Here is a 22885-nt window from a genome sequence, read left to right on the forward strand (position 1 = left end):
GATGCGCGCGGTCGTGCAGCGCGCGCTCGCCGCGCGGGTCGAGGTCGAAGGCCAGGTGGTCGGCGCGATCGAGCGCGGCCTCGTGGCCTTCGTCGGCGCCGCGAAGGACGACGACGAGGCCGACGCCGACCACATCGCCAGCAAGATCGCGGGCCTCCGGGTGTTCAGCGACGAGGCCGGCAAGATGTCGCGGGCGCTCGCGGACGTGCGCGGCGGCGTGCTCGCTATCAGCCAGTTCACGCTCTTCGGCGACGTCCGGCGCGGCCTCCGGCCGAGCTTCGACGGCGCCATGGAGCCCGTGCGCGCCGAGGCGCTGTACGAGCGCGTCGTCGCCGCCCTGCGGGCGCGCGGCCTCGAGGTGGCCACGGGCCGCTTCCGCGCCGACATGCGCGTGTTCGTCGAGAACGACGGGCCGGTCACCGTCCTCATCGACTCGAAGCGGACGTTCTGACGCGGTCCGCCGCGCCCGGCAGCGACCGCCGCCCCCTTCCCTCGCGGTGTCGCGCAGGCTACGTGGGACGCCATGCGGATCAGCATCGTGGGTGCGGGCGCGCTCGGGCGGGTCTACGGCGTGCGCCTCGCCGCCCAGGGAGACGACGTCACGTTCGTGGTCCGCCCCGAGCGCGTCGCGGACGTGCGGCCATTCGTCATCGAGCAGGTCAACAGCGCCGATCGACGCGACACGCTAGAGCGCCCGCGCCTCGCGGCCGACATCCCGGCCGACGCGGAGGTCGTCCTGATCACCGTGCGCTTCGATCAGCTCGCTCCCGGCCCCGGTGTCGACGGCGCCGCGGGGGGCAGGACGGTCGCAGACCTCCTCCGCGGCGGACCGGCCGCCCCCGTCGTCGTGCTCACACCGCTCCTGCCCCCGCAGCGCGCGGGCCTGGAGGAGGCCGCCCTGCGCCGGATCACCCCCGCGATGCCGAGCGTCTCGGGCTACGTCGACGAGCGCGGCGTGGTCCGCTACTGGCTCGTCGGGTTCGCGTCGACGCTCATCGACGAAGAGGGAGGCGCCCCCGCCGAGCAACCGCTGCTCGAGGAGCTCGCGCGTCGCCTCACGAGCGCCGATCTCCCGGCGCGGCTCGAGCCGGACGTGGGCGCGCAGAACGCCGCCACGACGACCGCGTTCTTCCCGCTGATCGCCGCCATCGACGCGGGCGGCGGCGTGAGCGCTCTCCTCGAGAACGAGGGCGTGCTCGGCACCGCGCTCGAGGCCACCAGGGAGTGCGTGGCGCTCGCGGACCGCGTGGGCAGAGTGGCCCCCTGGACGAAGCTCCTCACCCGGGCGCTCGGACCGTCCACGCTGAAACCGAGTGTCGCGCTCGTGCGCCTGGTGGCCCCCGAGGCGCTGCGGTTCCTCGACGCTCACTTCGGCCCGAAGCTCCATGCGCAGCACCTCGCGATGGGCGCCACCGTGCTCTCGATGGGCCGCGAGCACGGCGTGAGCCTGCCGGCGCTCGAGCGGCTGATGACCTGGATCGGGGGCCGCGCCGGAGCGCGCTGATCCGCGCCCGGGAACGCCGGCGCGTCAGCGCGCCGACGCGAGCTGCGCCGCGAGCGCGATCGCCTCGCGCATGCCGCGCGGGTCGGCGCGCCCTGTGCCCGCGAGATCGTACGCCGTGCCGTGGTCGACGCTCGTGCGCACGATCGGCAGGCCGAGCGTGACGTTCACCGCCTCGCCGAAGCCGAGGAGCTTGCTCGGGATCGTGGCCTGGTCGTGGTACATCGCGACGACCCCGTCGAGCGCGCCCCGCGCCGCGAGCCGGAACGCCGTCTCCGCGCCGAGGGGCCCGCTCAGCTCCGCCGCCGGACCCGACCGCGCGAGCCGCCGCGCCGCGAGGCGGATGCCCGGCGCGATCCGCAGCTTCTCCTCGTCGCCGAGGAGCCCGCCCTCGCCGGCGTGCGGGTTCAGCGCGGCGACGGCCACGCGCGGCCTCTCGCGGCCGAGGTCGGCGAGCAGCCGCGCGAGCCACACCGAGGCGCGCGCCACCTCGCGCGGGCTCACCGCCTCGGGCACGTCGCGCAGCGGCATGTGGGTCGTCACGAGGGCGGTCACGAGCTTGCCCGAGGCGAAGGCCATCGTGACCTCGCGCGCGCGGAGCCGCCGGCCGAGGTGCTCGGTGTGTCCGAGGAAATCCGCGGACCCCGGCGCGCCGCTGGTGGCGATCGCGTGCTTCGACGCGGGCCCCGTGACCAGCGCCGCCGCGACCCCCTCGCGGACCAGATCCGTCGCCGTGTCGATCCACGCGAGCTGCGCCGCGCCGTCCTCGGCCTCGGGTCGACCGAAAGCGCTCGGCCGCGAGAGCCGCGCGCTGCCCGCCCAGAGCCCGATCGCGCCGGGCGCGAGCTGCTCGATGGCGGCGCGCCCATCGACCACGACGAGCCGGCGGGCCGCGACCCGGACGAGCCGCGCGGCGCGCCGGAGGACCGCCTCGTCGCCGACGAGCACGCAGCGCACTCCCTCGACGGACGCCGCGCCGGCCACGGCGACCTCGGGGCCCACGCCGCTGGGGCACCCGACGCTGATCGCGACGATCGGCGCCGCGGCGCTGCGCGAACGGCCGCCGCTGTGCCCCGCGCCCCCGCGCCCCGCGCCCCCGCGCCCCGCGCCGGCGGCCGTTCGCGCAGCGCCGCGGCGGTCCGGCGACGTCATCGGGTGATGCGCCGCTCGCGCCCGGGGGTCGCGACGTCGTGCGCCGACGGTCCCGACCGCCGCTCTCCTTGCGCGGGCTCCTCGGCCTCGCCTTCGCCGTCCTCGCCCTCGTCCTCGTCGCCCTCGTCGCCCTCGTCGTCCTCGTCCTCGTCGCCCTCGTCCTCGTCGCGCGGCTCCTCGCCGTGGGCCTCCGCGCCGGCGCCGCCCCGCTGCTGCGCTCGGCTCGCGTCGCTTCCCTCGGGACCACCGGAGCCGGAGAGCGGCGATTCGAGCCGGTACCCTGCCCCGCGCAGCGTGACGAGCGGCAGCGCCGCGCCGAGCTTCGCCCGGAGGCGCCTCACGTGGATATCGACGGTCCGCGCGCCGCCCTCGTACTGGCTGCCCCAGACGCGCCGGAGCAGCTCTGTCCGCGACACGACCTTCCCGCGGCGCTCGCACACGTACGAGAGCAGCGCGAACTCCTTCGCGGTGAGCGGCACGTGCATGCCGCCGACCGACACGTCGTGGGCCGCGCGGTCGATGACGATCGCGCCCACCTTCACCCGCTCCTCGGTCGCGAACTCGCTGCGGCGCCATTCGACGAGGCGCACACGCGCGTAGAGCTCGGCCGGCACGTACGGCACGAGCAGGAAGTCGTCGAAGCCGCTCGACGGCTCGATCCGCGCGATCTGCGCGACGCTCACCGCGACCAGCGCGCCGACCTCCTCGAGGCGGGGCTCGCGGCGCAGCGCGCGCAGCGCTGCCGCGGCCAGGTCCGGCCGATCGAGCGCCTCGACGACGATCGCTCGCGCCTTGCTCTCATCGTCGTGGAAGAGCCGCGGTGGATCGTCCCAGAGGTCCAGGGTCCGAACGTCAGCGCCCAGCGAACGTAAGACCGATGCAGCGCCCTCCTCTCGTTCCAGGTCAGGTCCATGTCCGACGATGGCTATGAACGAACGACGCGCCATGGACGCCCCGTATACGGGTGTCACGACGGGCCCGCAAGACGCACCGCGCAAAACCTACCAACACCGGCGCAGGGCTCACCGTCCCCCCGGCACTCCAGCCTTGAAAATCAGCCGATCCGCGTTCCGCCGACCGTGATGAGATCGATCTTGATTGTAGGGCACCCAACACCCACCGGAACGCTCTGTCCGTCCTTGCCGCACGTCCAGATGCCGTCGGAGGTGGCGACGTCGTGGCCGAGCATGGTGACGCGCCGGAGCACCTCGGGGCCATTCCCGATGAGGTTCACGCCCTTCAGCGGCGCGGTCAGCTTTCCGTCCTCGATGAGGTAGCTCTCGGTCAGCGAGAAGACGAAGTCGCCGTTCGAGATGTCGACCTGGCCACCGCCGAACTTCTTCGCGAAGACGCCCCGCTTCACCGACTTCACGATCTCCTCGGGATCATGGGGGCCGGCGAGCAGGATGGTGTTGGTCATGCGGGGCATCGGCGCGGAGGCGAAGCTCTCGCGCCGCCCGTTGCCGGTCGGCGTGAGCCCGTAGTGCCGTGCCGAGAGCCGGTCGTGCATGTACCCGACGAGCTTGCCGTTCTCGATGAGCGTGCTGCGCTCGGGCTCGTTGCCCTCGTCGTCCACGTTGATCGCGCCGCGCGACTGGAGGAGGGTCGCGTCGTCCACCACCGTGCAGAGCGGGCTCGCGACGTCCTTGCCGACCTGTCCTGCGTAGTTGCTGGTCCCCTTGCGGTTGAAGTCGGCCTCCAGCCCGTGCCCGACGGCCTCGTGCAGCAGGATGCCGCTGTCGCCCGGGGCGAGCACGACGTTCATCTCGCCGGCGGGCGCCTCGCGCGCGTCGAGCATCACGACCGCCTGCCGCGCCGCCTCCCTGGCGTGCCACTCCGGCGACCTGTCCTCGAAGTAGGCCGTCGTCATGCGCCCGCCGCCGCCGCTCGAGCCTTCCTGGCGCTTGCCGCTGCGCTCGGCGATCGCCCGCACGCCGAAGCGGATGAGCGGCTGGACGTCGTGCGACATCCGCCCGTCGCTCGTGGCCACGAGGACCTCGCGCACCTCCTCGACGAAGCTGGCCTCCGCCTTGATGATGCTGGGATCGTAGGCGAGCGCCGCGGCGCTCGCGCGCTCGAGCAGGGCGCGCTTGGCGAGCCCGGGGGCGTCGAGCGAGATGCTGGGCAGCTCGTAGCGGCTCGGCAGCTCGCGGCGCCGGAGCTCGATCTTCTCCGTCCCGCCGGAGCCCGTCGCGATCTGCGCCGCCGTCTCGGCCGCGCGACGCATCGCGTCCCACGTGAGGTCCTCGGTGTAGGCGTATCCGGTCGCGTCCCCCCGCTGGACGCGGACGCCGACCCCCATCGATACCCCGCGCGACGCCGCCTTGAGGATGCCCTCGTCGAAGGTGAACCCGCCCGCCGCCCGGTACTCGAAGAAGAGGTCGGCGTAGTCGCCCCCCTTGGACAGGGCGACCGAGAGGAGCCGCTCGCAAAGCGCGGCGTCGACTGCATTTTCCTCTCCGGGAGCGAACGGGGCACGGTAGGCCTGGCTGCGCGACATGGTGCCCAACTCTAGGTCCATTCGCCGGGGCGGTCGAGAAGCGGCAGCGCTTCGGGGCGCCATCCCGCCCACCGCTCGGCCCGGCGCTGGCGGTCGTCGCGGCCAGCGCGGCCCGCGCCGGCCGCGACGACCGCCAGCGCGGCTGCGGAGATGTATGCAGAAATGTGCAAGAACGCCGCTCGACTGCTATGCTTCCAGTCGTCCTCGCGTCGATGGCGGCGGTCGCCGCCTTCTCCGCGATCTTCGCGAATCCCCGGCTGATCAGCGCGCTTCTACGTTGTAGGGCGCGCTCTTCAACGCGCCTCGATCGGACCGTCCAGCGTCCGACCGGGGCGGGGGCTCGCGGCAGCCGCTCCGGCGGTCGCCGCGTCCCCGGGCGAGCCCGCGGGGAGCGCACGCTGCAAACAAGCACCTTGGCGGTAGCTTCGGAACTTCCGATGCCGCGCGCTTGTACGTGGTGGCGGGATTGGCTAGGTGTTTTTAGATGGCGAGGCGAGGGATGCCGACGGGCGCCCGAGCCACGCCTCGCTGTCCTCAGCAGGAGATTCCCATCGCCGTGGCGGTCGATCGCGACAAGGTGCTCCAGACCGCGCAGAAGCTTGTCGAGCGGAAGCGCTTCGACAGGGCGATCGTCGAGTACCAGAAGCTGGTCGCGGAGGATCCGAAGGACGTCCGGACGCTGCTCAAGATCGGCGACCTCTACCTGAAGACGGAGGAGTACGTCGAGGCGATCACCACCTACGAGCGCGTCGGCCAGTTCTACTCCCTTCAGGGCTTCGCGCTCAAAGCGATCGCCGTTTACAAGCAGATCCGCGAGATCATCCACAAGCACGTCCCGCAGTACGAGGACCGCTTCGGCCACATCGTCCCGCGCCTCGCCGAGATCTACACGCACCTCGGGCTCACGAGCGACGCGCTCGCCGCCTACGACGAGGTGGCGACGCGCCTCCTCCGCGCGGGGCGCGACCGCGACGCGATCGACATCTTCAAGCGGGTCGTCGACCTCGACCCGAACAACCCGCTTGCCTATCTCCGCCTCGCGGAGGCGCTGATCCGGGTCCGCGACTACGACGGCGCGATCCAGCGCTTCGGGACGGCGGCCGAGCTCCTGCTCAAGCTCGGCCGGTACGACGATGCGCTGAAGGTTGTCGAGCGCCTGCTGCAGCACCGCCCGGATGCCCGCTTCGCCCGCATGGCCGCCGAGATCTACCTCGACCGCGGCGATCCGAGCGACGGGATGTCGGCCCTCACCAAGCTGCAGATCGCGTTCAAGGAGAACCCGCGGGACCTGGAGACGCTCGCGCTCCTCGCCCGCGCCTTCGACCTGCTCGGGCAGCCGGCCAAGGCGATCGAGGTGCAGAAGGAGTCGGCGCGCATCGCCAAGGAGGCCGGGCGGGTCGACCACTTCACCGCCCTCATCTCCTCCCTGGTGGCGCGCGCCCCGAACGACGAGGGTGTGCGCCAGCTCGCCGCCCAGCTCGTGCCCTCCTCGAGGAGCACACGCGCGTCGATCGACGTCGAGATCGACGAGGACGACGAGGACGACGAGGCGGAGGAGCTCGAGATCGAGGACGCCGAGCCCTCGTCCGCGGCGCCGATCCCGCTGCGCGCCTCGCAGCCGTCGACGACCCCGGTCGCGAGCCCGCGGCAGCTCGTCGCGCACGCCGAGAGCTTCCGGCGCGACCGCCAGTACGACAAGGCGGTCGCCCTCCTCAAGGGCGGCATCGCCCGGCTGCCGTCCGCGCGCGAGCTGCGCGAGAAGCTCTGCGACGTCCTCATCGAGGCGGGCGACCAGGACGGCGCCGTCGAGCAGATGCTCGCGTTCGCGCAGCAGCTGTCCGGCGAGGGCGCCGTCGACGACGCCGCGCGGCTCCTCGACGAGGTGCTGCTCCTCGAGCCCGGCCACGCCCAGGCCACGGAGATGCTCAACCTCCTCGGCTACGCCGTGCCGCAGGAGGACGAGCTCGCCGACGAGGAGCACACCGGGCCGGAGGTCTCGCCGATGTCCGGCGAGAACGACGCGTACGCGTCCGAGGTGCCGAGCCAGGATCTCTACGATCCCGACGCGCCGCTGCCCGCGTACACCCTCGACGAGGACGGCGTCGTCGAGGCGCTCCCCCGGCGGCCGCAGCTCGTCACTCACCTCGACGATCCGTTCGCGAACGAGCCGCCGCTGCCGAGCTTCCCGATCGAGGACGTCGAGGAGGTCGAGGACGTCGACGACGTCGAGCCGCTCGAGGAGCTGGAGGAGATCCTCGACGACGAGGAGGAGACGGCGTCGGTCAGCCCGAGCCGCTCGCCCGAGCACCCCCTGGCGGTCGCCGCCTCCCAGGCGCCGCCACCGCCCTCCTCGATGCCGCCGCCCCCCGTGCTCGCCGCGCCGCCGGCCCTGTACAGCCCGGCGTCGGCCCGGCCGGGGTCGGTCCGACCGGCGTCGGGGCGCTCCGTGCCGCCGGGGTCCCTGCGGCGCGCCGACGCGCTCGACGAGGACGCCCTCGAGGAGGTCGAGTTCTTCGCGCAGCACGGGATGTTCGAGGAGGCGCGGAACATCCTCGAGGAGCAGCTCGCGCGGCTGCCGAACCACCCGCTCCTGATGGAGCGGCTGCGCGAGGTCACCGAGCTTTCGTCGGATGCGCGCGTGGCGCGCGCGGCGACCGACAACGAGAGCGGCACGCGGGTCGTCCCGCGCGGCAGCGAGCGGCCGGACGAGGACCGCGCGTTCGACATCGCCGAGTCGCTCAAGCTGATCGACGAGCTCGAGGTCGCGCCGGGCTCGGTGACGGGCGTCCAGGACGATCCTCGGCAGGTCAGCGTCGAGAGCGTCTTCGAGCAGTTCAAGGCCGGCGTCGCGGCGCAGATCTCCGAGTCCGACGCGTCGACGCACTACGATCTCGGGGTCGCGTACAAGGAGATGGGCCTCTACGCGGACGCCATCGCCGAGTTCGAGCTCGCCGCCCGCGACCCCGGGCGCGAGTGCGTCTGCCAGTCGATGATCGGCGTCACCTACCTCCAGATGGGCAACATCGAGGGGGGCGTCGACGCGCTCATCCGGGGGCTGCACGCCTCGCACAAGACGGTCGAGCAGGAGCTCGCGCTGACGTACGAGATCGCGAACGCCTACGAGGTGCGCGGCATCCCCGAGCAGGCGCACTACTACTTCCAGCGCGTCGCCCGGATGAGCCCGAGCTACAGCGACCCGCGCGGCAGCGTCGCGGAGCGGCTGCGCCGCATCGACGTCCCGAAGCCGGCCGCGCGCGCGGTCGGCGCCGAGATGATCGCGGACGAGTTCGACGCCGCCTTCGACGATCTCCTCCCGAGCGGCAAGCTGCCCTGAGCGCAGCCGGCGCGCAGCCGCCTCGCACGCGGCCCGGCGCGTCCATGGAAATGCCAGAAATTGGGCCGTGGCCAGCGCCCTCCTGTACCGGAGGTGCATGAACCGACCGCTGCTCTTCGCCGTCCTCACCTCGGTCCTGGCCGCCGGCTGCGGCGCCGGGATCGGAACGAACGCTCGAGCCGACCGCCCCCAGGACGCCTCCGCCAGGGCAACGGCGCAGGCGCAGCGCGAGGTCCCGCGGCGCGCGAAGGGCTCGACCGAGGCGAGCGGCCCGGTCGCGGACGAGGCGGTCCGCGCGCGCGCGCCCGGCGATTACGTGGCCTACCGGTTCTCGGGCAGCTTCAGGAAGACGCCGCTGCTCCTCACGCAGCGGGTCGTCGCGCGCGAGGGGGACGTCCTCGTTGTCGACGTGACCCTCGAGGACGGCAAGGAGACCGAGGCGCTGCGCGTCCGCATGAGCGACGCGCCCAGCCGGCGCGGCGAGATCCTCAGCGCGGCGTGGGTCGACGACGGCGCCGAGCGGCCCGCGACCCTTGCGGCCTACGACGCGATGATGGCCAAGACCGCGCTCGCCGCCGACGAGAACGAGGAAGTGCTCGGCAGCGAGGCGGTGAACGTCGAGGTCGGCGGCGCCTCCATCGCGTGCCAGAAGACCAGCTTCCGCGTGCGCATCGGCAGGACGAAGGCGACGATGCGCACGCTCCAGAGCGACGACTTCGCCTGGGGCGACGTGGGCGGCGAGATCACCTCCGAGGACGGGCGCGTGCTCTACCGCGCCGAGCTGATCGACCGGGGGCACGCGGACACGCATCGGCCCGCGGCCGCCGGCGCGGAGCCCGGCCTCGCGCCGCGGCCGGCGACGGTGGCGCGGTCCGCCGACGAGAGCGACGGCGAGTACGACGACTACGCAGATTGAGCCGGCAGGGGCGCGTCGCCCTGGTTCCCCTTGCGGTCGAGGATCTCGCCCGAGCGCACGGCAGCCGCCTTGACCAGGTGACCCATCTTCGGGTGCTCGGGCTCGAAGTCGGGCTCGATCCCCTCGGCGCGCAGCGCCTCCGAGCAGACCGGCCCGATCGACGCCACCACGCCCCGCGCGAGCCCGGCGCGCAGCCGCTCGACGAGCCCCTCCTCGGCCGCCACGAGGAGCGCGTGCTCGACCTGCGCGCGGCTCGTGAAGAGCGTGATCGCCGCGCCGCCGTCGGCCAGGAGACGGAGCGCTTGCCGGAGCGCCGCGGTGTCCTCCGGAAGCGCCCAGCGGTACACGGGCACCGGCGTGACCCGGGCGCCGGCCGCCTCGAGCCCGGCGTAGAGCTCGTGGCTCGGCGCGCCGTGCTCCTGGACAGCGATGCGCTTTCCGCTGAGGTCACCGAGCCCGCGGACGACCTCGATGATCTCTCGCCAGGTGTTCGGCTCCGGGACGGTGATGAAGCGGCTCACGCCCAGCTCGCGCAGCGCCGCGGCCGGCTTGGGGCCGCGCACGACGAGCTGCACGGAAGAGAGCGCCGCCGTCATGAGGGATACGCCCTGGGCGCCTGCGTCCCCGTCGCCGGGCGCCGCGCCGCCGCCCTGGCTCGGCTCCAGCGCGGGGGCCGCCTCGGCCACGAGTGCCCGGGTCCCGGCGCCGGTCATCAGGACCACGAGGTCGAGCTCGGCGGCCGCGAGGCGCCGCGCGAAGTCGAGCGCGCGCTCGTTCCGCTCGATGGGCACCTCGCGGAGCGTCGGCGCCGTGACGGGGACACCGCCATTCCGCTGGATCAACGAGGCCATCTCGGCGGCCCGGCGGCTCTCGAAGGTGATGACGCGGCGCCCGGCGAAATCAGGCGACACGGGGCGGGGAGGACGGTCCTTCAGGGGGTGCGTGGGCGTGCTCACCCGCGCAGCATAGCCCGGGTACGGCGCTGGCGGGTTTCGGCCGGTTGACCAGTTTGCTAAGCTCCCCCTGTGAGCCATCCGATGAGCAACGAGGCTGGCGGCGGGGTCCAGGGGAGCGGGCTCTCGCGTGCGACTTCGGAGAACGACGTCGGCCCCGATCCCGTCATCGGCGCGGGCACCGCGCTGCTCGGCATCTTCCTGATGGGGGTGGGCGGCGCGCAGGGCGCGCACTACCTCTTCAACTTCGGCGTGCTCGTGGCGGTGCTCGGGGCCGTCCTGTTCGTCCTCTTCGTGACGCTCACGGCGCTGAAGCAGCGCCGGGCGAGCCGCGCATCGAGCCCTGAGGCCGGCGCAGAGCCGCGCGACGCGCGCGACTGATCAGCCGCGCGGCGCCGCGGCTCGGCTCACGCCGAGGGCTCGCCGCGATCGTCCGCCGGGGCCGGGGAGCCGGCCTGATCGCCGGTCTCGCCGGAGAGGTCCGGCTCGATGTCGGCGAGCGAGACGCCGAGCTCCTCGGCGATGCGCTCGATCTCGGCCCGCTCGGCCGGCGTGGGCGCGCCGTCCGCCGCCGCGAGCCGGATCAGGAGGCGCACGACCTCCACCCGCTCGCTCGCGTTGCAGAGCGCCTTGAGCTCGCGGTAGCAGCGGTCGACCTCGCCCTCCTGGAGCGCGGGCAGCTTGCCCTGGAGGGCGTTGAACACCGCCTCGACCCCGCTCGGCGCGAGCCCGTCGACGTGCGTGAGCAGCTCGCGGAGCAGCTCGTCTTCCTTGTCGGAGAACCGGCCGTCGACGCAGGCGACCTTGCCGAGCAGGACGATGACGGTCGCGATGTAGCGGAGGACCACCGCTTCGTCGTCCGGGAGCGCCGTGCGGAGCTCCTGCAGGAGGGCGTCGAGGTTCGGGAACGAACCCCCCTGCTTCAGGCCCAGCCAGGCGAGGAGTCCCACGTGAAGAGGCTACCAGATCCTCGCCGGGCAGGGCAGCCCGGCGGAGCACCGTCCTCGACGACCGTCATCCAACCCCTTCATGCCGGGCGCCTTAGTCCTCGCCCCCGCGCTCCGCAATCCAGTCGTCCACCGGATTGTCGGACTTCGGGGTCTTCAGGATCGAGCCGTCAGGCCCGTCCTTGCGCACCACGAGCGTGCGCCGCGTGGTGGTGTCGGGCGTCTCGCGCGCGACCACCGTGATGACGTTCACCCCCGGCCGGAGCGGCGCCTCGAACGAGAACTCGGTCCTCTTCGGGTCCGCGCCGTCGCGGTTCGACTTGTAGTAGAGCTTCCGCGACCCGACGAAGATGAAGGCGTCGAGGAGCCGCTCGCTGTCCGACGCCGTCCCCGTGATCTTCACGGTGCCAGCGGTCGTCGCCAGCGCCGCCGCGGCGATGTCGAGCGTCGGCGGCGCGTGCGAGTAGACGTCCTCGAACGCGATCGCCACGGGCGCCGTCCCGCCGCCAGCGCCCACCTCCCGCGCCGCGACGAACGCGAAGCGGCCCGCGCCGAGATCGACCTTGAGGAACCCGCCGGGCGCCTCGCCGAGCACCTTGACCAGGGCGCCCGCCTGGAGCCGGCCGAAGCCGCGCGCGCTCGCCTCCGGCGACGGGAGCAGCGTCGCCCCCTGCGCGCCGACCTTCACGGTGGAGCCGCCGCCCGTGAGCTGGACGCGCGGAGAGATCGGGATCTTCACCTTCTCGCTGGCGAACTCGCGGAGATCGCGATCGCCGACCGAGAGCGTGAGGGTCGCCTCGGGCTCCGACAGCCGCGGCTCGACGTCGAAGCTGAAGACCACCTTGCGCACGTCGCCCGGCTTGATGTTCGAGACGTCGAAGCGCCCGGCGTGCAGCAGGAGCCCGTCGCCGGAGAGGTTCGCGATGTTCGCCTGCGTCTCGTACGACGGCCCCTTGCCGACGTTCTTGACGGTCAGGTACATGCTGACCCGCTCACCCTTCTGGATGAGCCCGTCGCCGTTGCCCTCGCGGTCGTCGGCGATCTGGTAGGCATACTGGAAGAGCGGCCGGTCGAGCGCGCGCACCGTGGGCCGGATCTCGACGGCGGACGGCTCCGGCGCGCCAGCGATCTCGAACTTCACCTTGAGCCCGTCGCTCCGCGAGAGGGCGTCCATCGGGATCTTGCAGGCGCGCTTCTCGTTCGCCTTCCTCGGCTTCGTCGAGCCGACCTTCCGCCCCTCGACCTCGCACCAGCCGAGCGGCGTCTTCGCGGTCTTCGTCTGGCCGGGGCCGATCTTGCCGAAGATGAGCTCCTTGCTGTCGAAGTACAGGTTGTCGCTCTCCGTCGTCCCGCGCAGGCGATAGACCGGCTGCTTGCCGTTGTTCTTGACCGTGACCCGGAGCTCCATCGGCTGGCCCGCGGTCACCTCGGCGTTCGGGCGATCGGTCTCGACCTTCACGTCGAGCTCGGACTTGGCCGCCGGGGTCGTGCCCTCGGGCGCGTCGGACCAGTCGACGCCGAGCCTCGCCAGCTCGGACGCGACCTTGCCGAGCTCCTCCTTCCCGACCTGCTCGATGTAGTCGTGCAACGCCCGGAGCTGCTGGATCCTCGGGGTGGTGGGCGGCATCCGCGCGGCGAGCTCCCGCGCGAAGCGGATCGGGAAGTCGAGGGCGAAGTCCTCCTCGATGTCGCCCCCGCGATCACGCATCGCCTCGCGGTCGGCGCTCGTGAGCTGATAGCGGACGACCTCGGACGGCTTGCCCGCCGCCGCCGCGCGCGCGTGCGAGAGGTGCGCCGAGAGGTCGCGCTCCCGGAGCCCGTCTTTCTGCACGGTGAGATCCATCTCGAGCTCGTCGACCGTCATCGGATCGAGCTCGATGTCCGGCGTGACGCCGACGCCCTGGATCGAGATGTCTCCCGGCGTCAGGTACTGCGCGATCGTCAGCTTGAGGGCCGCCTTCTCCGCCGTGACGTCGGGGAAGACGAGCTGCACGCTGCCCTTGCCGAACGTCTGCGAGCCCACGATGACGGCGCGGTCGTTGTTCTTCAGCGCGCCCGCCACGATCTCGCTCGCGCTCGCGCTGTTGCCGCTCACGAGCACCACCATCGGGTACGGCGGCTCCGTGCCGGGGCCCTTGGCGCGCTTCTCCTCGCGCCCCTCGGAGGCGCCGACCGTCGAGACGATGACGCCGTCGGCGAGGAACTTGTCGGCGATGCGCGCGGCCTGATCGAGCAGGCCGCCCGGGTTGCCGCGCAGGTCGAGCACGAGCCCCTTCAGCTGGCCCTTGGCGCGCAGCCGGTCGAGCGCCGCGTCGAGCTCCGCGGTCGAGGTCGCCTGGAACGTCTTGAGCCGGACGTAGGCGATGCCGCCGTCCAGCGCGCGCGACTCGACGGACCGGACCTTGATCACCTCGCGGGTCAGCTCGAACGCCTTCGAGCCCTGCCACCCGCCTTCGCCCTCGCGGGTCACCCACACGGTGACCGCGGTGCCGGGGTCGCCGCGGAGCCTCCGCACGGCGTCGTCGAGCGGCATGTTGAGCGTCGACTCGTTGTTGATCTTCACGATCCGATCGAGCCGCTTGAGGCCCGCCCGGCCCGCGGGCGTGTCGGGCATCGGGTTCAGGACGGTGAGCATCTGGTCGCGGATCGAGATCACGACGCCGAGCCCGCCGAACGCGCCCGACGTGGAGAGGTTCATCTCCTTGTACGCCTCGGGGCTCAGGAACGACGAGTGCGGGTCGAGCGTGTGCAGCATGCCGTTGCACGCGGCGTACTCGACGTCGCGCAGATCGACCTCCGTGCCGCGGAGGTTCTTCTGCAGGAAGCTGAAGACCTCGCGGAGGCGCGCGGAGACGTCCCAGGGGCCCTGGATGTTGTCGATCCGGAACTTCTTCTCGCTGGTCTCGACGCGGACGGTGACCTCGTTCGGATCCTCGTTGAGGACGATCACCTGCGCGACGTCGCGCTGCACGGCGTTCAGCGCCGACAGCAGCATCTCCTTCGGCTTGACGCGATCCGGCTCGACGTACTTGTCCCGGATCATCTTGAGCGTCTCGTTCACGGCCTCGAGGCGGGTGAGGTCGTACGGCGCCTTGGCCACCTGCCCGGTGACCGCGAGCGCCGGCTCGAACCCACGCCAGAGCCCTCCGGGGCCGAACTGAAGAACGAAGTACGCTGCCAGCGGGAACGCGGCGGAGACAACGAGCGCCTTGACGATGCGCTCCAGGAGTCGGTGAGGCATACGGCGGTCGAGTATAGACGCGCGCCGGCGAGCGTCGACACCCGACGTCGACCCGTGCTGGCCTCGAGCACCGCGAGCCGGTGCGGGCGCTACACGGGCTTCTGTGTGTCCTCTTCCTTCGTTTCGGGCTTCGCCGGGAGCTGCTTGGGCTCCTCGTCGTCGTCGTCGCGGATCCCCTTCTTGAAGTTCCGGATGCCCTCGCCGATCCCCTTGCCGATGTCAGCGATCCTGCCCGCGCCGAAGAGGAGCAAGGCAACCCCGATGAGAAGGGCGATTTCCAGCGGTCCGATGCGGCCCATAGCGGTCTTCCTTCGAAGGATGCCGCGCGCGCGGCGGCAGACGGCGGGCCACGGCCCGACGCCGCTGGACCCATACCACCCATCCTCCGCACGGGCAATGCAGCGGTTCGGGGCCTTGGAACCCGTGCTAGGCTCGCCCAACCGGCTTCGCTGGAGGAGAGAGGACGTGCGTGCGCACCCGCTCGCTCCGCCAGCGGTTCACAAATCGAGAACGGCTCGACGGCCCAGGCGGGGCCGCCGGCCGGCCGGCCGGACCGGACGCCTGCGCGACGCGCCGCCGGCGGCGGTCCAGAGCGAAAGCCCTCGCGGGCTCCGCGACCATCGACACGGGGAAAACACGATGCCGATCAACCGCATGAATCGAAAGGCAGCGCATTGTCTGGCAGGAGTGTCGGTGGCGGCGGCGGCGCTCGCCGGCGCTCCCGGGCGCGCGAGCGCCCAGGAGACGAGCGACAGGGTGAGCGTCGACGGCAAGGGGATCGTCGGCGGCGCGCTGCTCGGCGGCGAGGTCGTGATGCTGACCATGGGGGCCATCGGGGTCGAGCGCGCCTGGCCGTACCTCGTTTTCGGCGGGCTCGGCGCGGTGGGGGGCGGCGTCGCCGGCTACTTCATCGAGGCCTCGGGGCCCCCCGCGGAGGTGCCGCTCTACATGCTCGCCGGCGGCATGGCGCTGGTCATCCCGACCCTGGTCGTCACCCTGAACGCCACCGCGTACAGGCCCCCGGAGACCGACCAGAGCGAGCCGATCCGCAACGAGCCGGCCGCCGAGCCTCCCCAGCCGGGCGTCAAGGTCCAGATCACGACGGACGCGGCGCCGGTCCTGCGGGGCATCCGCCGGGAAGAGCCCCGGCTCGGCCTCGTCGACATCACGCCGCACCGGGTCGCGCTCGGCATGCCGGCGCTCTCGCTGAAGCCGCTGTACTCGCAGGACGAAATGTTCAAATTCGGCGTGGCGCAGGGGCACGAGCTCCGCGTTCCCGTCCTCCGGGCGTCCTTCTGACCGGGGCGGCGTTGGCCTGGACGGCGGCGCCGGGCCTCCGCTCCCCTGCCCGGCGCGCCGGTCTCTGTGCCGATCGCGACCCCCGGCGTTAGGCTCTCGCCGTGGCCGATCTCCACGATCCCCCGCTCCCCTGGTCCACGCGGCTCTGGTTCGCGTTCGCGTGCTTCTTCCGCGTGCTGTTCGATCCTCGGTTCGCCGCGCGGGCCTGGCAGGCGCGCGAGGCGGTCGCCGCCCTGCCGCCAGCCGGGCGAGCCGAGCCGCAGAAGCTCGAGCGAGCTCGAGCAGACGGCGCGGCGCCCGCGCCCGAAGCCGTGGAGAGCGAGCCGGCGCCCAAGCCCGCGCCCGCGGCGGCGCCCGGCGTGAGCTCGGCGCTCCAGCTGCTCTCGCTGCTCCAGCGCGAAGGGCGGCTCGTCGACTTCCTCGAGCAGGACATCGCCTCCTTCGGCGACGCGGACGTCGGGGTGGCGGCGAGGATGGTCCATGAGGGCTGCCGCAAGGCGCTGCGCAGCCATGCGAAGCTCGCGCCCGTGCGGCGCGAGGAGGAGGGGGCGAAGGTGACGCTGGAGTCCGGCTACAACCCGTCCGAGATCAAGCTCATCGGCAACGTGTCCGGGAGCGCGCCGTACAGAGGGGTGCTGCGCCACCGGGGCTGGCGCGCCGACGAGCTGTCGCTGCCGACGCCGGTCGCCGGCCACGACGCCACGATCCTCGCCCCCGCGGAGGTCGAGCTGTGAGCGCGCGTTACCTCATCGGCATCGACCTCGGCACCACCCACTGCGCGCTCTCCTACGCGCGCCTCCCCGAGGACGGCGCCGACCCGCGGCTCGCGCCGTCGCCCGAGGTGATGGCCGTGCCGCAGCTCGTGGCGCAGGGCACGCTCGAGCCGCGGCCGCTCCTGCCCTCCTTCATGTACATCCCCCACGAGAGCGAGGGCTTCCAGGCGCTGCCGTGGGACGCCGAGCGGCGCTTCGCGGTCGGCGAGCACGCCCGCGCCCGCGGGGCCGACGCGCCGGCGCGCCTCATCTCCAGCGCGAAGAGCTGGCTGTGCCACCCGGGCATCGACCGGCGCGGACCGACGCTGCCGATCGGCGCGCCCGAGGACATCGAGAAGATCTCGCCGGTCGAGGCGTCGTGGCGGTATCTCGAGCACCTCACCGAGGCGTGGGACCACCAGTTCGCGAAGGACGATCCCGAGCTCGCCCTCGCGAAGCAGGAGCTCGTGATCACCGTGCCCGCGTCGTTCGACGCCGCCGCGCGCGAGCTCACCGTCGAGGCGGCGAGCGCCGCGGGGTTCGAGGACCTGACGCTGCTCGAGGAGCCGCAGGCGGCCGTGTACGCCTGGATCGACGCGGCCGGCGAGGCGTGGCGCAAGCACCTCGAGCCGGGCGACGTGCTGCTCGTCGTCGACGTCGGCGGCGGGACCACCGACTTCTCCGCGATCGCCGCGGTCCCGCGCGATGGCTCGCTCGAGCTCGTCCGCGTGGCGGTCGGCGATCACATCCTGCTCGGCGGCGACAACATGGACCTCGCGCTCGCGCACGTCGTGAAGGCCAAGCTCGCGGCCGAGGGCAAGGAGCTCGACCGCTGGCAGATGACGTCGCTCACCCACGCGGCGCGCGTCGCGAAGGAGCGGCTGCTCGGCGATCCGTCGATCACCGAGGCGCCGATCGTGATCGCCGGCCGCGGCTCGAAGCTGCTCGGGGCGTCGATCCGGACGGAGCTCACGCGCGACGAGATCACGCGGACGCTCGTGGACGGGTTCTTCCCCGAGGTCCCGTCCTCCGCGCGCCCCACGACCCGGGCGCGCGCCGGCCTGACGCAGCTCGGCCTGCCGTACGCGCAGGACCCGGCGATCACCCGCCACCTCGCCGCGTTCCTGGGGCGGCAGGCCGGCGCGACATCGAAGCTGGAGGGCTTCGTCCCGAGGGGAGCGGAGGGCGCCGAGACCGGCCGCGCGCCGCTCCTCCTGCACCCGACGGCGGTGCTCTTCAACGGGGGCGTCATGAAGAGCGCGGCCCTGCGCGAGCGGCTGCTCGCGACGCTCGGCGCCTGGCTCGAGGAGGACGGCGCGCCCCGGCCGCGGGTGCTCCCGACCGAGGACCTGGATCTCGCGGTCGCGCGCGGCGCCGCCGCCTACGGCCTGGCGCGGCGCGGCCGGGGGCTCAGGATCCGCGGCGGGACGGCGCGGGCCTACTACGTGGGCATCGAGGGGGCCGTGCCCGCGGTGCCCGGCCTGGAGCCGCCGATCACGGCGCTCTGCCTCGCGCCGTTCGGCATGGAGGAGGGCACCGAGGCGACGCTGCCGCCGCAGGAGTTCGGCGTGGTGGTCGGCGAGCCGGTGCGCTTCCGCTTCTTCAGCTCGTCGGTGCGCCGGGACGACCAGGCCGGGACCGAGCTCGAGGCCTGGAAGCCCGGCGAGCTCGAGGAGCTCTCCCCGATCGAGGTCACCCTGCCCACCGAGGGCCGCCGCGAGGGCGACATGGTGCCGGTGCAGCTGCGCGCCTCGGTCACCGAGGTGGGGACGCTGCTCCTGGAGGCGATCCCCCGCGAGGCGCAGAAGCCGAACGAGCGCTGGCGGGTCGAGCTGTCGGTGCGCGCCGAGACGTGACGGGCGGGCGAGGACCCGGGCGCCCGGGTCGAGGAGAGCCCACCGAGGACACGATATGACCCGGACGACTCGCAAGCTCCGTGTCGTCCACACGACGAAATATACCTACGATCGCCCGGTCGAGCGCAGCGTGCACAAGCTGCGTGTCTGCCCGATGTACGACCGGAATCAACGCGTGCTCTCGCACACGCTCACGATCGACCTCCAGGCGCCCACGCTGGAGCTCGAGGACATCTTCGCAAACTGGGTCACGCGCTTCGAGATCACCGCCCCGTAGACCGCGCTCAGCGACGCGACAACGCGGCGCAGGGGAGGCAGGCGTCCAGCCTGCGGCCGCGGCGCGAATCGCCGGAGGTCGGCCGGGCAGATCCCCGAGCCTTCAGCGCGTCGAGATCACTCGCCCCTGTCCTCGATGCACGCGATGCCCTCTGCCTCGCACGCGCCGCCAACGGCGGCCGCCGTTTGCCCGCACGTGGTGCACGCCTCGTTCGGCGCCACGTCCGTTTCCGGATCGCACGAGTCATAGCAGGCATCCCCCTCGGCTGCGCCACACTCCGCACAGAGACACGCCGTGACGGCGTCGTACTTTTCCTTCGAGGAGGCGCACAGATCGTCCGGGTCGGCCCCGAGGAGCAGGGGCGCCGCGCAGGACGCGCACGCCACGCCGCTGCCACCCTCGCCGCCGGCTCCACCCTCGCCGGCTCCACCCTCGCCGCCCTCACCGCCCGTGCCGGTCGTCCCGGACGTGCTTGTCGTGCTGCTCGCGGTGGTCCCGCCGCCCGACCCCGTGTCGCCGTCGTCCCCGCACCCCGCGGAAAACCCGGTCGCCCCTAGGATGAGAGCCATCGAGCCAACGCCAACAAGATGAATTCTACGCATGATGTCCTCCAGCGCGCTTGAATGAGCGCAAGTCTTCGAGAATCGCTTCGTCAGCCGGTCCCAGCGGGACCTGCCGGTCGCGGCATATCCCGCGCGCCAGCGGTGGCACACTACTCCACACTCGCTGTGACGCTCAACTATCTTCGATGCAGCGCACAGCACCGACTGCCCGCGCTCCGCCTGGTCCAGGCGAGCAAGACACCATGGCATGCGCTCCTCGGACCAGCCAGGCAGCGCCGGAACGGCTCAGGAATCGCCTGACTCCGGCGCCGCGCCGTACAGCGCCGTAATCGCCGTCGCGCGCCGAGCGCGCGTGAGCCGCAGCCAGGGTGCCCGCGGCTCACGCGCGCTCGGCGCCCCGCGACGGCACCCGGGTGTCGCGCCGAATCCAGCAAGTCGCGAGTTCCGAGCCTCCTTGTGCTCCACGGAACGCCGCGCGACGGAGCCCGGACAGGCTATCGGCGCGCACGGCGGTGGCCGCGGGGTCGGCGCGTCTCGATGCATCGAACGAATCGGGAGATGGAGGCGGACATCGCCGGGGGCGCGCCTTCGACTTGAAGGTGGAAGTTGGAAAGCGCTCGTGATAACGGCCCTGCGGCCCGGACATGCTATGATCAGAGGTGCGACGCCAGAGGCGCGCACGCTCGCGGAATCGGGCCTCGCCCTGCGTTCGCGCGCGCTGGGGGAGGGCGATACGGCCCCACGCGGGTCGCGGGGCTCCGGCGCCGAGCGCGGATGGGCCTACCAGCGCGCGATGGAGCTGCTCGTCGAGAGCCGCCTCTCGCCCATGGAGGTCCTCGTCGCCGGCACGCTGGAGAGCGCCAGGTTCTTCGGCGCCGACGACCGGCTCGGCAGCCTCGAGCCGGGCAAGGTCGCCGACCTCGTCCTGGTCGAGGGCGACCCGCTGGCGGACATCCGCGCGATGCGCCGCGTGAAGCGGGTCATGTTGAACGGGAGGTGGGTCGCCCTGCCTCGGGGCGATCAGGCCCTGTCGGACGAGCCTTTGCGATGAGCCTTTGTGATGAGCCTTGGATGGATCGCGCCGCGGCCAGCGCGCGGCGCGCTCCGGTAAGGCCCTTCAGCCCATCTCGACTTCGACGCGCACCGTCGTGCCGGCCTGGGCCAGGGGGATCACGTTGCCCGCGACGGTCTTGCCGTCCACGATGAGCTTCTTCACGCCCTTGCACACCCCCGAGTTCTTGACGCTGATCTCGTAGGTGGCGCCGCGGAAGCGGCGGGAGATGGAGAAGCTCTTCCAGGCCTTGGGCACGCAGGGATCGAGCTTCAGGCCGTCGTACTGGGGCTGCACGCCCAGGATCCCCTGGCTGACGGACACGAAGGTCCAGGCCGCGGTGCCGGTGAGCCAGGCATTCTTCGCTTCACCGAAGACCGGGGCGTCCTTGCCCGCGATCATCTGCGCGTAGACGTAGGGCTCGGCCCGGTAGGTCTCGATCTGGCTCTCCTTGGCCGAGGGGCAGATGGAGAGATAGTACTCCAGCGCGCGCTCCCCTTCGCCCAGCAGACACCAGCCCAGGTGGATCCAGGTGTTGTTGTGGCAGAAGATGCCGGCGTTCTCCTTCACGCCCGGCGGGTACGAGGTGACCTCCCCGAGCTCGAGGTGGTAGGTCGAGTACGCGGGCTGCTGCAGCACGATGCCGTTCTTCGTGTAGAGGTGCTTGTGCACGCTCTCCAGCGCCTGCCTGGCGCGGCCGTTGTCCGCGCCGGCGCCGCCCAGCACGCACCAGCCCTGGCTCTCGATGAAGATCTTGCCCTCCTCGTTCTCGTGGGTCCCGACCGGCCGGCTCTCGGCGTCATAGGCGCGGCGGTACCACTCGCCGTCCCAGGCCTCCTTCTCGACCACGGCCAGCATCTCCGCGTAGTGGCCGCGCATGCGCTCCGCGTCGGGCCGCTGGCCCATCCAGTCGTACAGGGCGGCCATCTCGCGGCTGGCGTAGAGGAAGAGGCCTGCGATCATCACGGACTCAGCCTTCGAGTCCTTCACGTCGCCCGCGGTCTGGAAGCTCTCGTTGGGCTCGGTGCTGAAACAGTTCAGGTTGAGGCAGTCGTTCCAGTCCGCGTGACCGATCAGCGGCAGGCCGTGCGGGCCGCGCTTCTTCATCGTGTACGCGATGGACGTCTCCAGGTGGTGCAGGAGGTCCTCCTTGGAGCCCTGCTTGTCGGCGTAGCCCACAGCCTCCTTGAGGATGGCCTTGTCGCCGGTCTCCTTGATGTACGCGCACGTGGAGAGGATGAGCCACAGGTGATCGTCGTAGAAGTCGCCGCCGATGTCGGCGTTCCCCTTCTTCGTCAGCGGCTGGTACTGGTGGTAGCAGGTGCCGTCGCTGAGCTGGGTGGCGGCGATGTCGAGGATGCGCTGGCGGGCGCGCTCGGGGATGAGGTGCACGAAGCCCAGGAGATCCTGGTTCGAGTCGCGGAAGCCCATGCCCCGGCCGATGCCGGTCTCGTACATGCTGGCCGACCGAGAGAGGTTGAAGGTCGCCATGCACTGGTACTGATTCCAGGTGTTGAGCATGCGCCGCGCGTGCTCGTCCGGGCAGTCGGCCTGGAAATTCGAGAGCAGCCCGGCCCAGTCGTCCTTCAGCTGAGCGAACGCGCCGTCCACGGCGCCGGGCGCCGAGTACTTGGCCAGGATCTCCTTGCCCTTCTGCTTGTTCATGACGAAGGGCGCCTTGAACTTGGGCAGGTCCCCCTGGTCCACGTACGAGAGCACGAAGCTCAGGGTCTCGCTCGCGCCGGGCGCGAGCGAGAGGCTCACCTGGTGGCTGCCGATCGGGTTCCAGCCGAACGCCTTGGAGTTCGTGGCCTTGCCCCTGGCCGGCACCTGGGCCTCGTGGAGGCCGTGGTGGACGCTGCCGCAGAAGGCGTCGCGGCTCGTGTCGAACCCGTCGACGGCCCGCGTGCAGCCGAAGAGCGTGTAATGGGAGCGGCGCTCGCGGAGCTCGGTCTTGTGGTAGATGGCGCTCCCCTCGATCTCCACCTCGCCGATGGAGTAGGTGCGCTGGTAGTTCGTCATGTCGTTGAGCGCCTCGAAGAAGCAGAACTCCTGGAAGGAGAAGAGCTGGATATCCTTCTTCGCGCCGCTCTTGTTCGTGACCCGGGTGCGCCAGATCTCGACGTTCTCGCCGGGGACGATGAAGAAGAGCACCTCCACCTCGACGCCGTTCTTCTCGCCCGTGATCTTCGTGTATCCCAGGCCGTGGCGGCACTCGTAGCGATCGAGGGCCGTCTTGACCGGCTTCCACATGGGGCTCCACACGACCCCGCCGTCGTTCACGTAGAGGTAGCGCCCGCCGACGTCCATGGGCACGTTGTTGTAACGATACCGGGTGAGCCGGCGCAGCTTGGCGTCCTTCCAGAACGTGTAGCCGCCAGCCGTGTTGGTGCAGAGGCCGAACATCTCGTCCGAACCCAGGTAGTTGAGCCAGGGCAGCGGCGTGTCGGGCCGGGTGATCACGTACTCGCGGCTCTCGTCGTCGAAGTGGCCGTACTGATTGCTCATGGACGCGCGGTCTCCGTGGATTCGGTGGAGTCGAA

19 protein-coding genes are annotated in these 22885 nt (G+C 72.0%); 10 read left to right on the forward strand and 9 right to left on the reverse strand.

The features are described 5' to 3' along the window. The first annotated feature begins 1 nt into the window (after position 1). Both dtd and WMF28_RS32405 read left to right on the forward strand, forming a co-directional pair. Positions 2-451: a D-aminoacyl-tRNA deacylase gene (gene dtd, locus WMF28_RS32400; protein ID WP_437597286.1), complete on the forward strand. Its 450-nt coding sequence runs from the start codon at positions 2-4 to the stop codon at positions 449-451. Positions 452-523: 72 nt separating this feature from the next. Next, on the forward strand, positions 524-1504 hold the full coding sequence (locus tag WMF28_RS32405) for a ketopantoate reductase family protein (RefSeq protein WP_437597287.1): 981 nt from the start codon (positions 524-526) through the stop codon (positions 1502-1504). Positions 1505-1528: 24 nt separating this feature from the next. Here the strand turns inward: WMF28_RS32405 and pdxA are convergent, their stop codons facing one another. The 3 genes from pdxA to WMF28_RS32420 form a co-directional block, all read right to left on the reverse strand. After that, positions 1529-2653 (reverse strand): 4-hydroxythreonine-4-phosphate dehydrogenase PdxA, encoded by a 1125-nt coding sequence (pdxA, locus tag WMF28_RS32410; RefSeq protein WP_437597289.1) that lies wholly within the window; start codon positions 2651-2653, stop codon positions 1529-1531. Then, a complete protein-coding gene (locus tag WMF28_RS32415) occupies positions 2650-3600 on the reverse strand; it encodes a winged helix-turn-helix domain-containing protein (RefSeq protein ID WP_437597290.1) in 951 nt (316 codons plus the stop codon). Before WMF28_RS32415 ends, pdxA begins: the two co-directional genes overlap by 4 nt. 107 nt (positions 3601-3707) lie before the next feature. Then, positions 3708-5153 (reverse strand): TldD/PmbA family protein, encoded by a 1446-nt coding sequence (locus WMF28_RS32420; protein ID WP_437597291.1) that lies wholly within the window; start codon positions 5151-5153, stop codon positions 3708-3710. 556 nt (positions 5154-5709) lie between these two features. On the opposite strand from WMF28_RS32420, the gene WMF28_RS32425 reads away from it, so the two are divergent. Continuing rightward, positions 5710-8487, forward strand: a complete 2778-nt coding sequence (locus WMF28_RS32425; protein WP_437597292.1) for a tetratricopeptide repeat protein — start codon at positions 5710-5712, stop codon at positions 8485-8487. Between the two features lie 97 nt (positions 8488-8584). Further along, a complete protein-coding gene (locus WMF28_RS32430) occupies positions 8585-9403 on the forward strand; it encodes a hypothetical protein (protein WP_437597293.1) in 819 nt (272 codons plus the stop codon). Here WMF28_RS32430 and WMF28_RS32435 read toward each other — a convergent pair. Beyond that, a complete protein-coding gene (locus tag WMF28_RS32435; protein ID WP_437597294.1) occupies positions 9391-10359 on the reverse strand; it encodes a uroporphyrinogen-III synthase in 969 nt (322 codons plus the stop codon). The genes WMF28_RS32430 and WMF28_RS32435 overlap by 13 nt on opposite strands. A 69-nt stretch (positions 10360-10428) precedes the next feature. Between WMF28_RS32435 and WMF28_RS32440 the strand changes: the two genes are divergently transcribed. After that, entirely contained in the window at positions 10429-10737 is a 309-nt protein-coding gene (locus tag WMF28_RS32440; RefSeq protein ID WP_437597295.1) for a hypothetical protein, read from the forward strand. A gap of 26 nt (positions 10738-10763) precedes the next feature. Here the strand turns inward: WMF28_RS32440 and WMF28_RS32445 are convergent, their stop codons facing one another. The 3 genes from WMF28_RS32445 to WMF28_RS32455 form a co-directional block, all read right to left on the reverse strand. Continuing rightward, entirely contained in the window at positions 10764-11306 is a 543-nt protein-coding gene (locus tag WMF28_RS32445) for a TerB family tellurite resistance protein (protein ID WP_437597296.1), read from the reverse strand. Positions 11307-11397: 91 nt separating this feature from the next. Beyond that, positions 11398-14544 (reverse strand): MXAN_5808 family serine peptidase, encoded by a 3147-nt coding sequence (locus WMF28_RS32450; protein WP_437597297.1) that lies wholly within the window; start codon positions 14542-14544, stop codon positions 11398-11400. Positions 14545-14633: 89 nt separating this feature from the next. Continuing rightward, positions 14634-14843, reverse strand: a complete 210-nt coding sequence (locus tag WMF28_RS32455) for a Sec-independent protein translocase subunit TatA/TatB (protein ID WP_437479552.1) — start codon at positions 14841-14843, stop codon at positions 14634-14636. Positions 14844-15198: 355 nt separating this feature from the next. On the opposite strand from WMF28_RS32455, the gene WMF28_RS32460 reads away from it, so the two are divergent. The 4 genes from WMF28_RS32460 (at position 15199) to WMF28_RS32475 (ending at position 18728) form a co-directional block, all read left to right on the forward strand. After that, positions 15199-15843, forward strand: a complete 645-nt coding sequence (locus WMF28_RS32460) for a hypothetical protein (protein ID WP_437597298.1) — start codon at positions 15199-15201, stop codon at positions 15841-15843. Between the two features lie 101 nt (positions 15844-15944). After that, positions 15945-16577, forward strand: coding sequence for a DUF2760 domain-containing protein (locus WMF28_RS32465; RefSeq protein ID WP_437597299.1), 633 nt, complete (start codon positions 15945-15947; stop codon positions 16575-16577). Beyond that, entirely contained in the window at positions 16574-18451 is a 1878-nt protein-coding gene (locus tag WMF28_RS32470; protein WP_437597300.1) for an Hsp70 family protein, read from the forward strand. The genes WMF28_RS32465 and WMF28_RS32470 overlap by 4 nt, the downstream gene beginning before the upstream one ends. 55 nt (positions 18452-18506) lie before the next feature. Then, positions 18507-18728 (forward strand): transglutaminase N-terminal domain-containing protein, encoded by a 222-nt coding sequence (locus WMF28_RS32475; RefSeq protein ID WP_437597301.1) that lies wholly within the window; start codon positions 18507-18509, stop codon positions 18726-18728. 116 nt (positions 18729-18844) lie between these two features. Here the strand turns inward: WMF28_RS32475 and WMF28_RS32480 are convergent, their stop codons facing one another. Next, on the reverse strand, positions 18845-19297 hold the full coding sequence (locus WMF28_RS32480; protein WP_437597302.1) for a hypothetical protein: 453 nt from the start codon (positions 19295-19297) through the stop codon (positions 18845-18847). Positions 19298-20084: 787 nt separating this feature from the next. Between WMF28_RS32480 and WMF28_RS32485 the strand changes: the two genes are divergently transcribed. Continuing rightward, positions 20085-20342 (forward strand): amidohydrolase family protein, encoded by a 258-nt coding sequence (locus WMF28_RS32485; protein ID WP_437597303.1) that lies wholly within the window; start codon positions 20085-20087, stop codon positions 20340-20342. A gap of 66 nt (positions 20343-20408) precedes the next feature. Here the strand turns inward: WMF28_RS32485 and WMF28_RS32490 are convergent, their stop codons facing one another. Further along, entirely contained in the window at positions 20409-22850 is a 2442-nt protein-coding gene (locus tag WMF28_RS32490) for a GH36-type glycosyl hydrolase domain-containing protein (protein WP_437597304.1), read from the reverse strand. Between the last annotated feature and the right edge of the window lie 35 nt (positions 22851-22885).

Source organism: Sorangium sp. So ce590 (genome assembly GCF_051521365.1).
GTDB lineage: Bacteria > Myxococcota_A > Polyangia > Polyangiales > Polyangiaceae > Sorangium.

Bases quoted from the DNA above. Each gene is read 5' to 3' on its own strand.
- dtd (WP_437597286.1), top strand. From the start codon at position 2: ATGCGCGCGGTCGTGCAGCGCGCGCTCGCCGCGCGGGTCGAGGTCGAA.
- WMF28_RS32405 (WP_437597287.1), top strand. From the start codon at position 524: ATGCGGATCAGCATCGTGGGTGCGGGCGCGCTCGGGCGGGTCTACGGC.
- pdxA (WP_437597289.1), bottom strand. From the start codon at position 2,653: ATGACGTCGCCGGACCGCCGCGGCGCTGCGCGAACGGCCGCCGGCGCG.
- WMF28_RS32415 (WP_437597290.1), bottom strand. From the start codon at position 3,600: ATGGCGCGTCGTTCGTTCATAGCCATCGTCGGACATGGACCTGACCTG.
- WMF28_RS32420 (WP_437597291.1), bottom strand. From the start codon at position 5,153: ATGTCGCGCAGCCAGGCCTACCGTGCCCCGTTCGCTCCCGGAGAGGAA.
- WMF28_RS32430 (WP_437597293.1), top strand. From the start codon at position 8,585: ATGAACCGACCGCTGCTCTTCGCCGTCCTCACCTCGGTCCTGGCCGCC.
- WMF28_RS32450 (WP_437597297.1), bottom strand. From the start codon at position 14,544: ATGCCTCACCGACTCCTGGAGCGCATCGTCAAGGCGCTCGTTGTCTCC.
- WMF28_RS32455 (WP_437479552.1), bottom strand. From the start codon at position 14,843: ATGGGCCGCATCGGACCGCTGGAAATCGCCCTTCTCATCGGGGTTGCC.
- WMF28_RS32460 (WP_437597298.1), top strand. From the start codon at position 15,199: ATGAATCGAAAGGCAGCGCATTGTCTGGCAGGAGTGTCGGTGGCGGCG.
- WMF28_RS32475 (WP_437597301.1), top strand. From the start codon at position 18,507: ATGACCCGGACGACTCGCAAGCTCCGTGTCGTCCACACGACGAAATAT.
- WMF28_RS32480 (WP_437597302.1), bottom strand. From the start codon at position 19,297: ATGGCTCTCATCCTAGGGGCGACCGGGTTTTCCGCGGGGTGCGGGGAC.
- WMF28_RS32485 (WP_437597303.1), top strand. From the start codon at position 20,085: ATGGAGCTGCTCGTCGAGAGCCGCCTCTCGCCCATGGAGGTCCTCGTC.
- WMF28_RS32490 (WP_437597304.1), bottom strand. From the start codon at position 22,850: ATGAGCAATCAGTACGGCCACTTCGACGACGAGAGCCGCGAGTACGTG.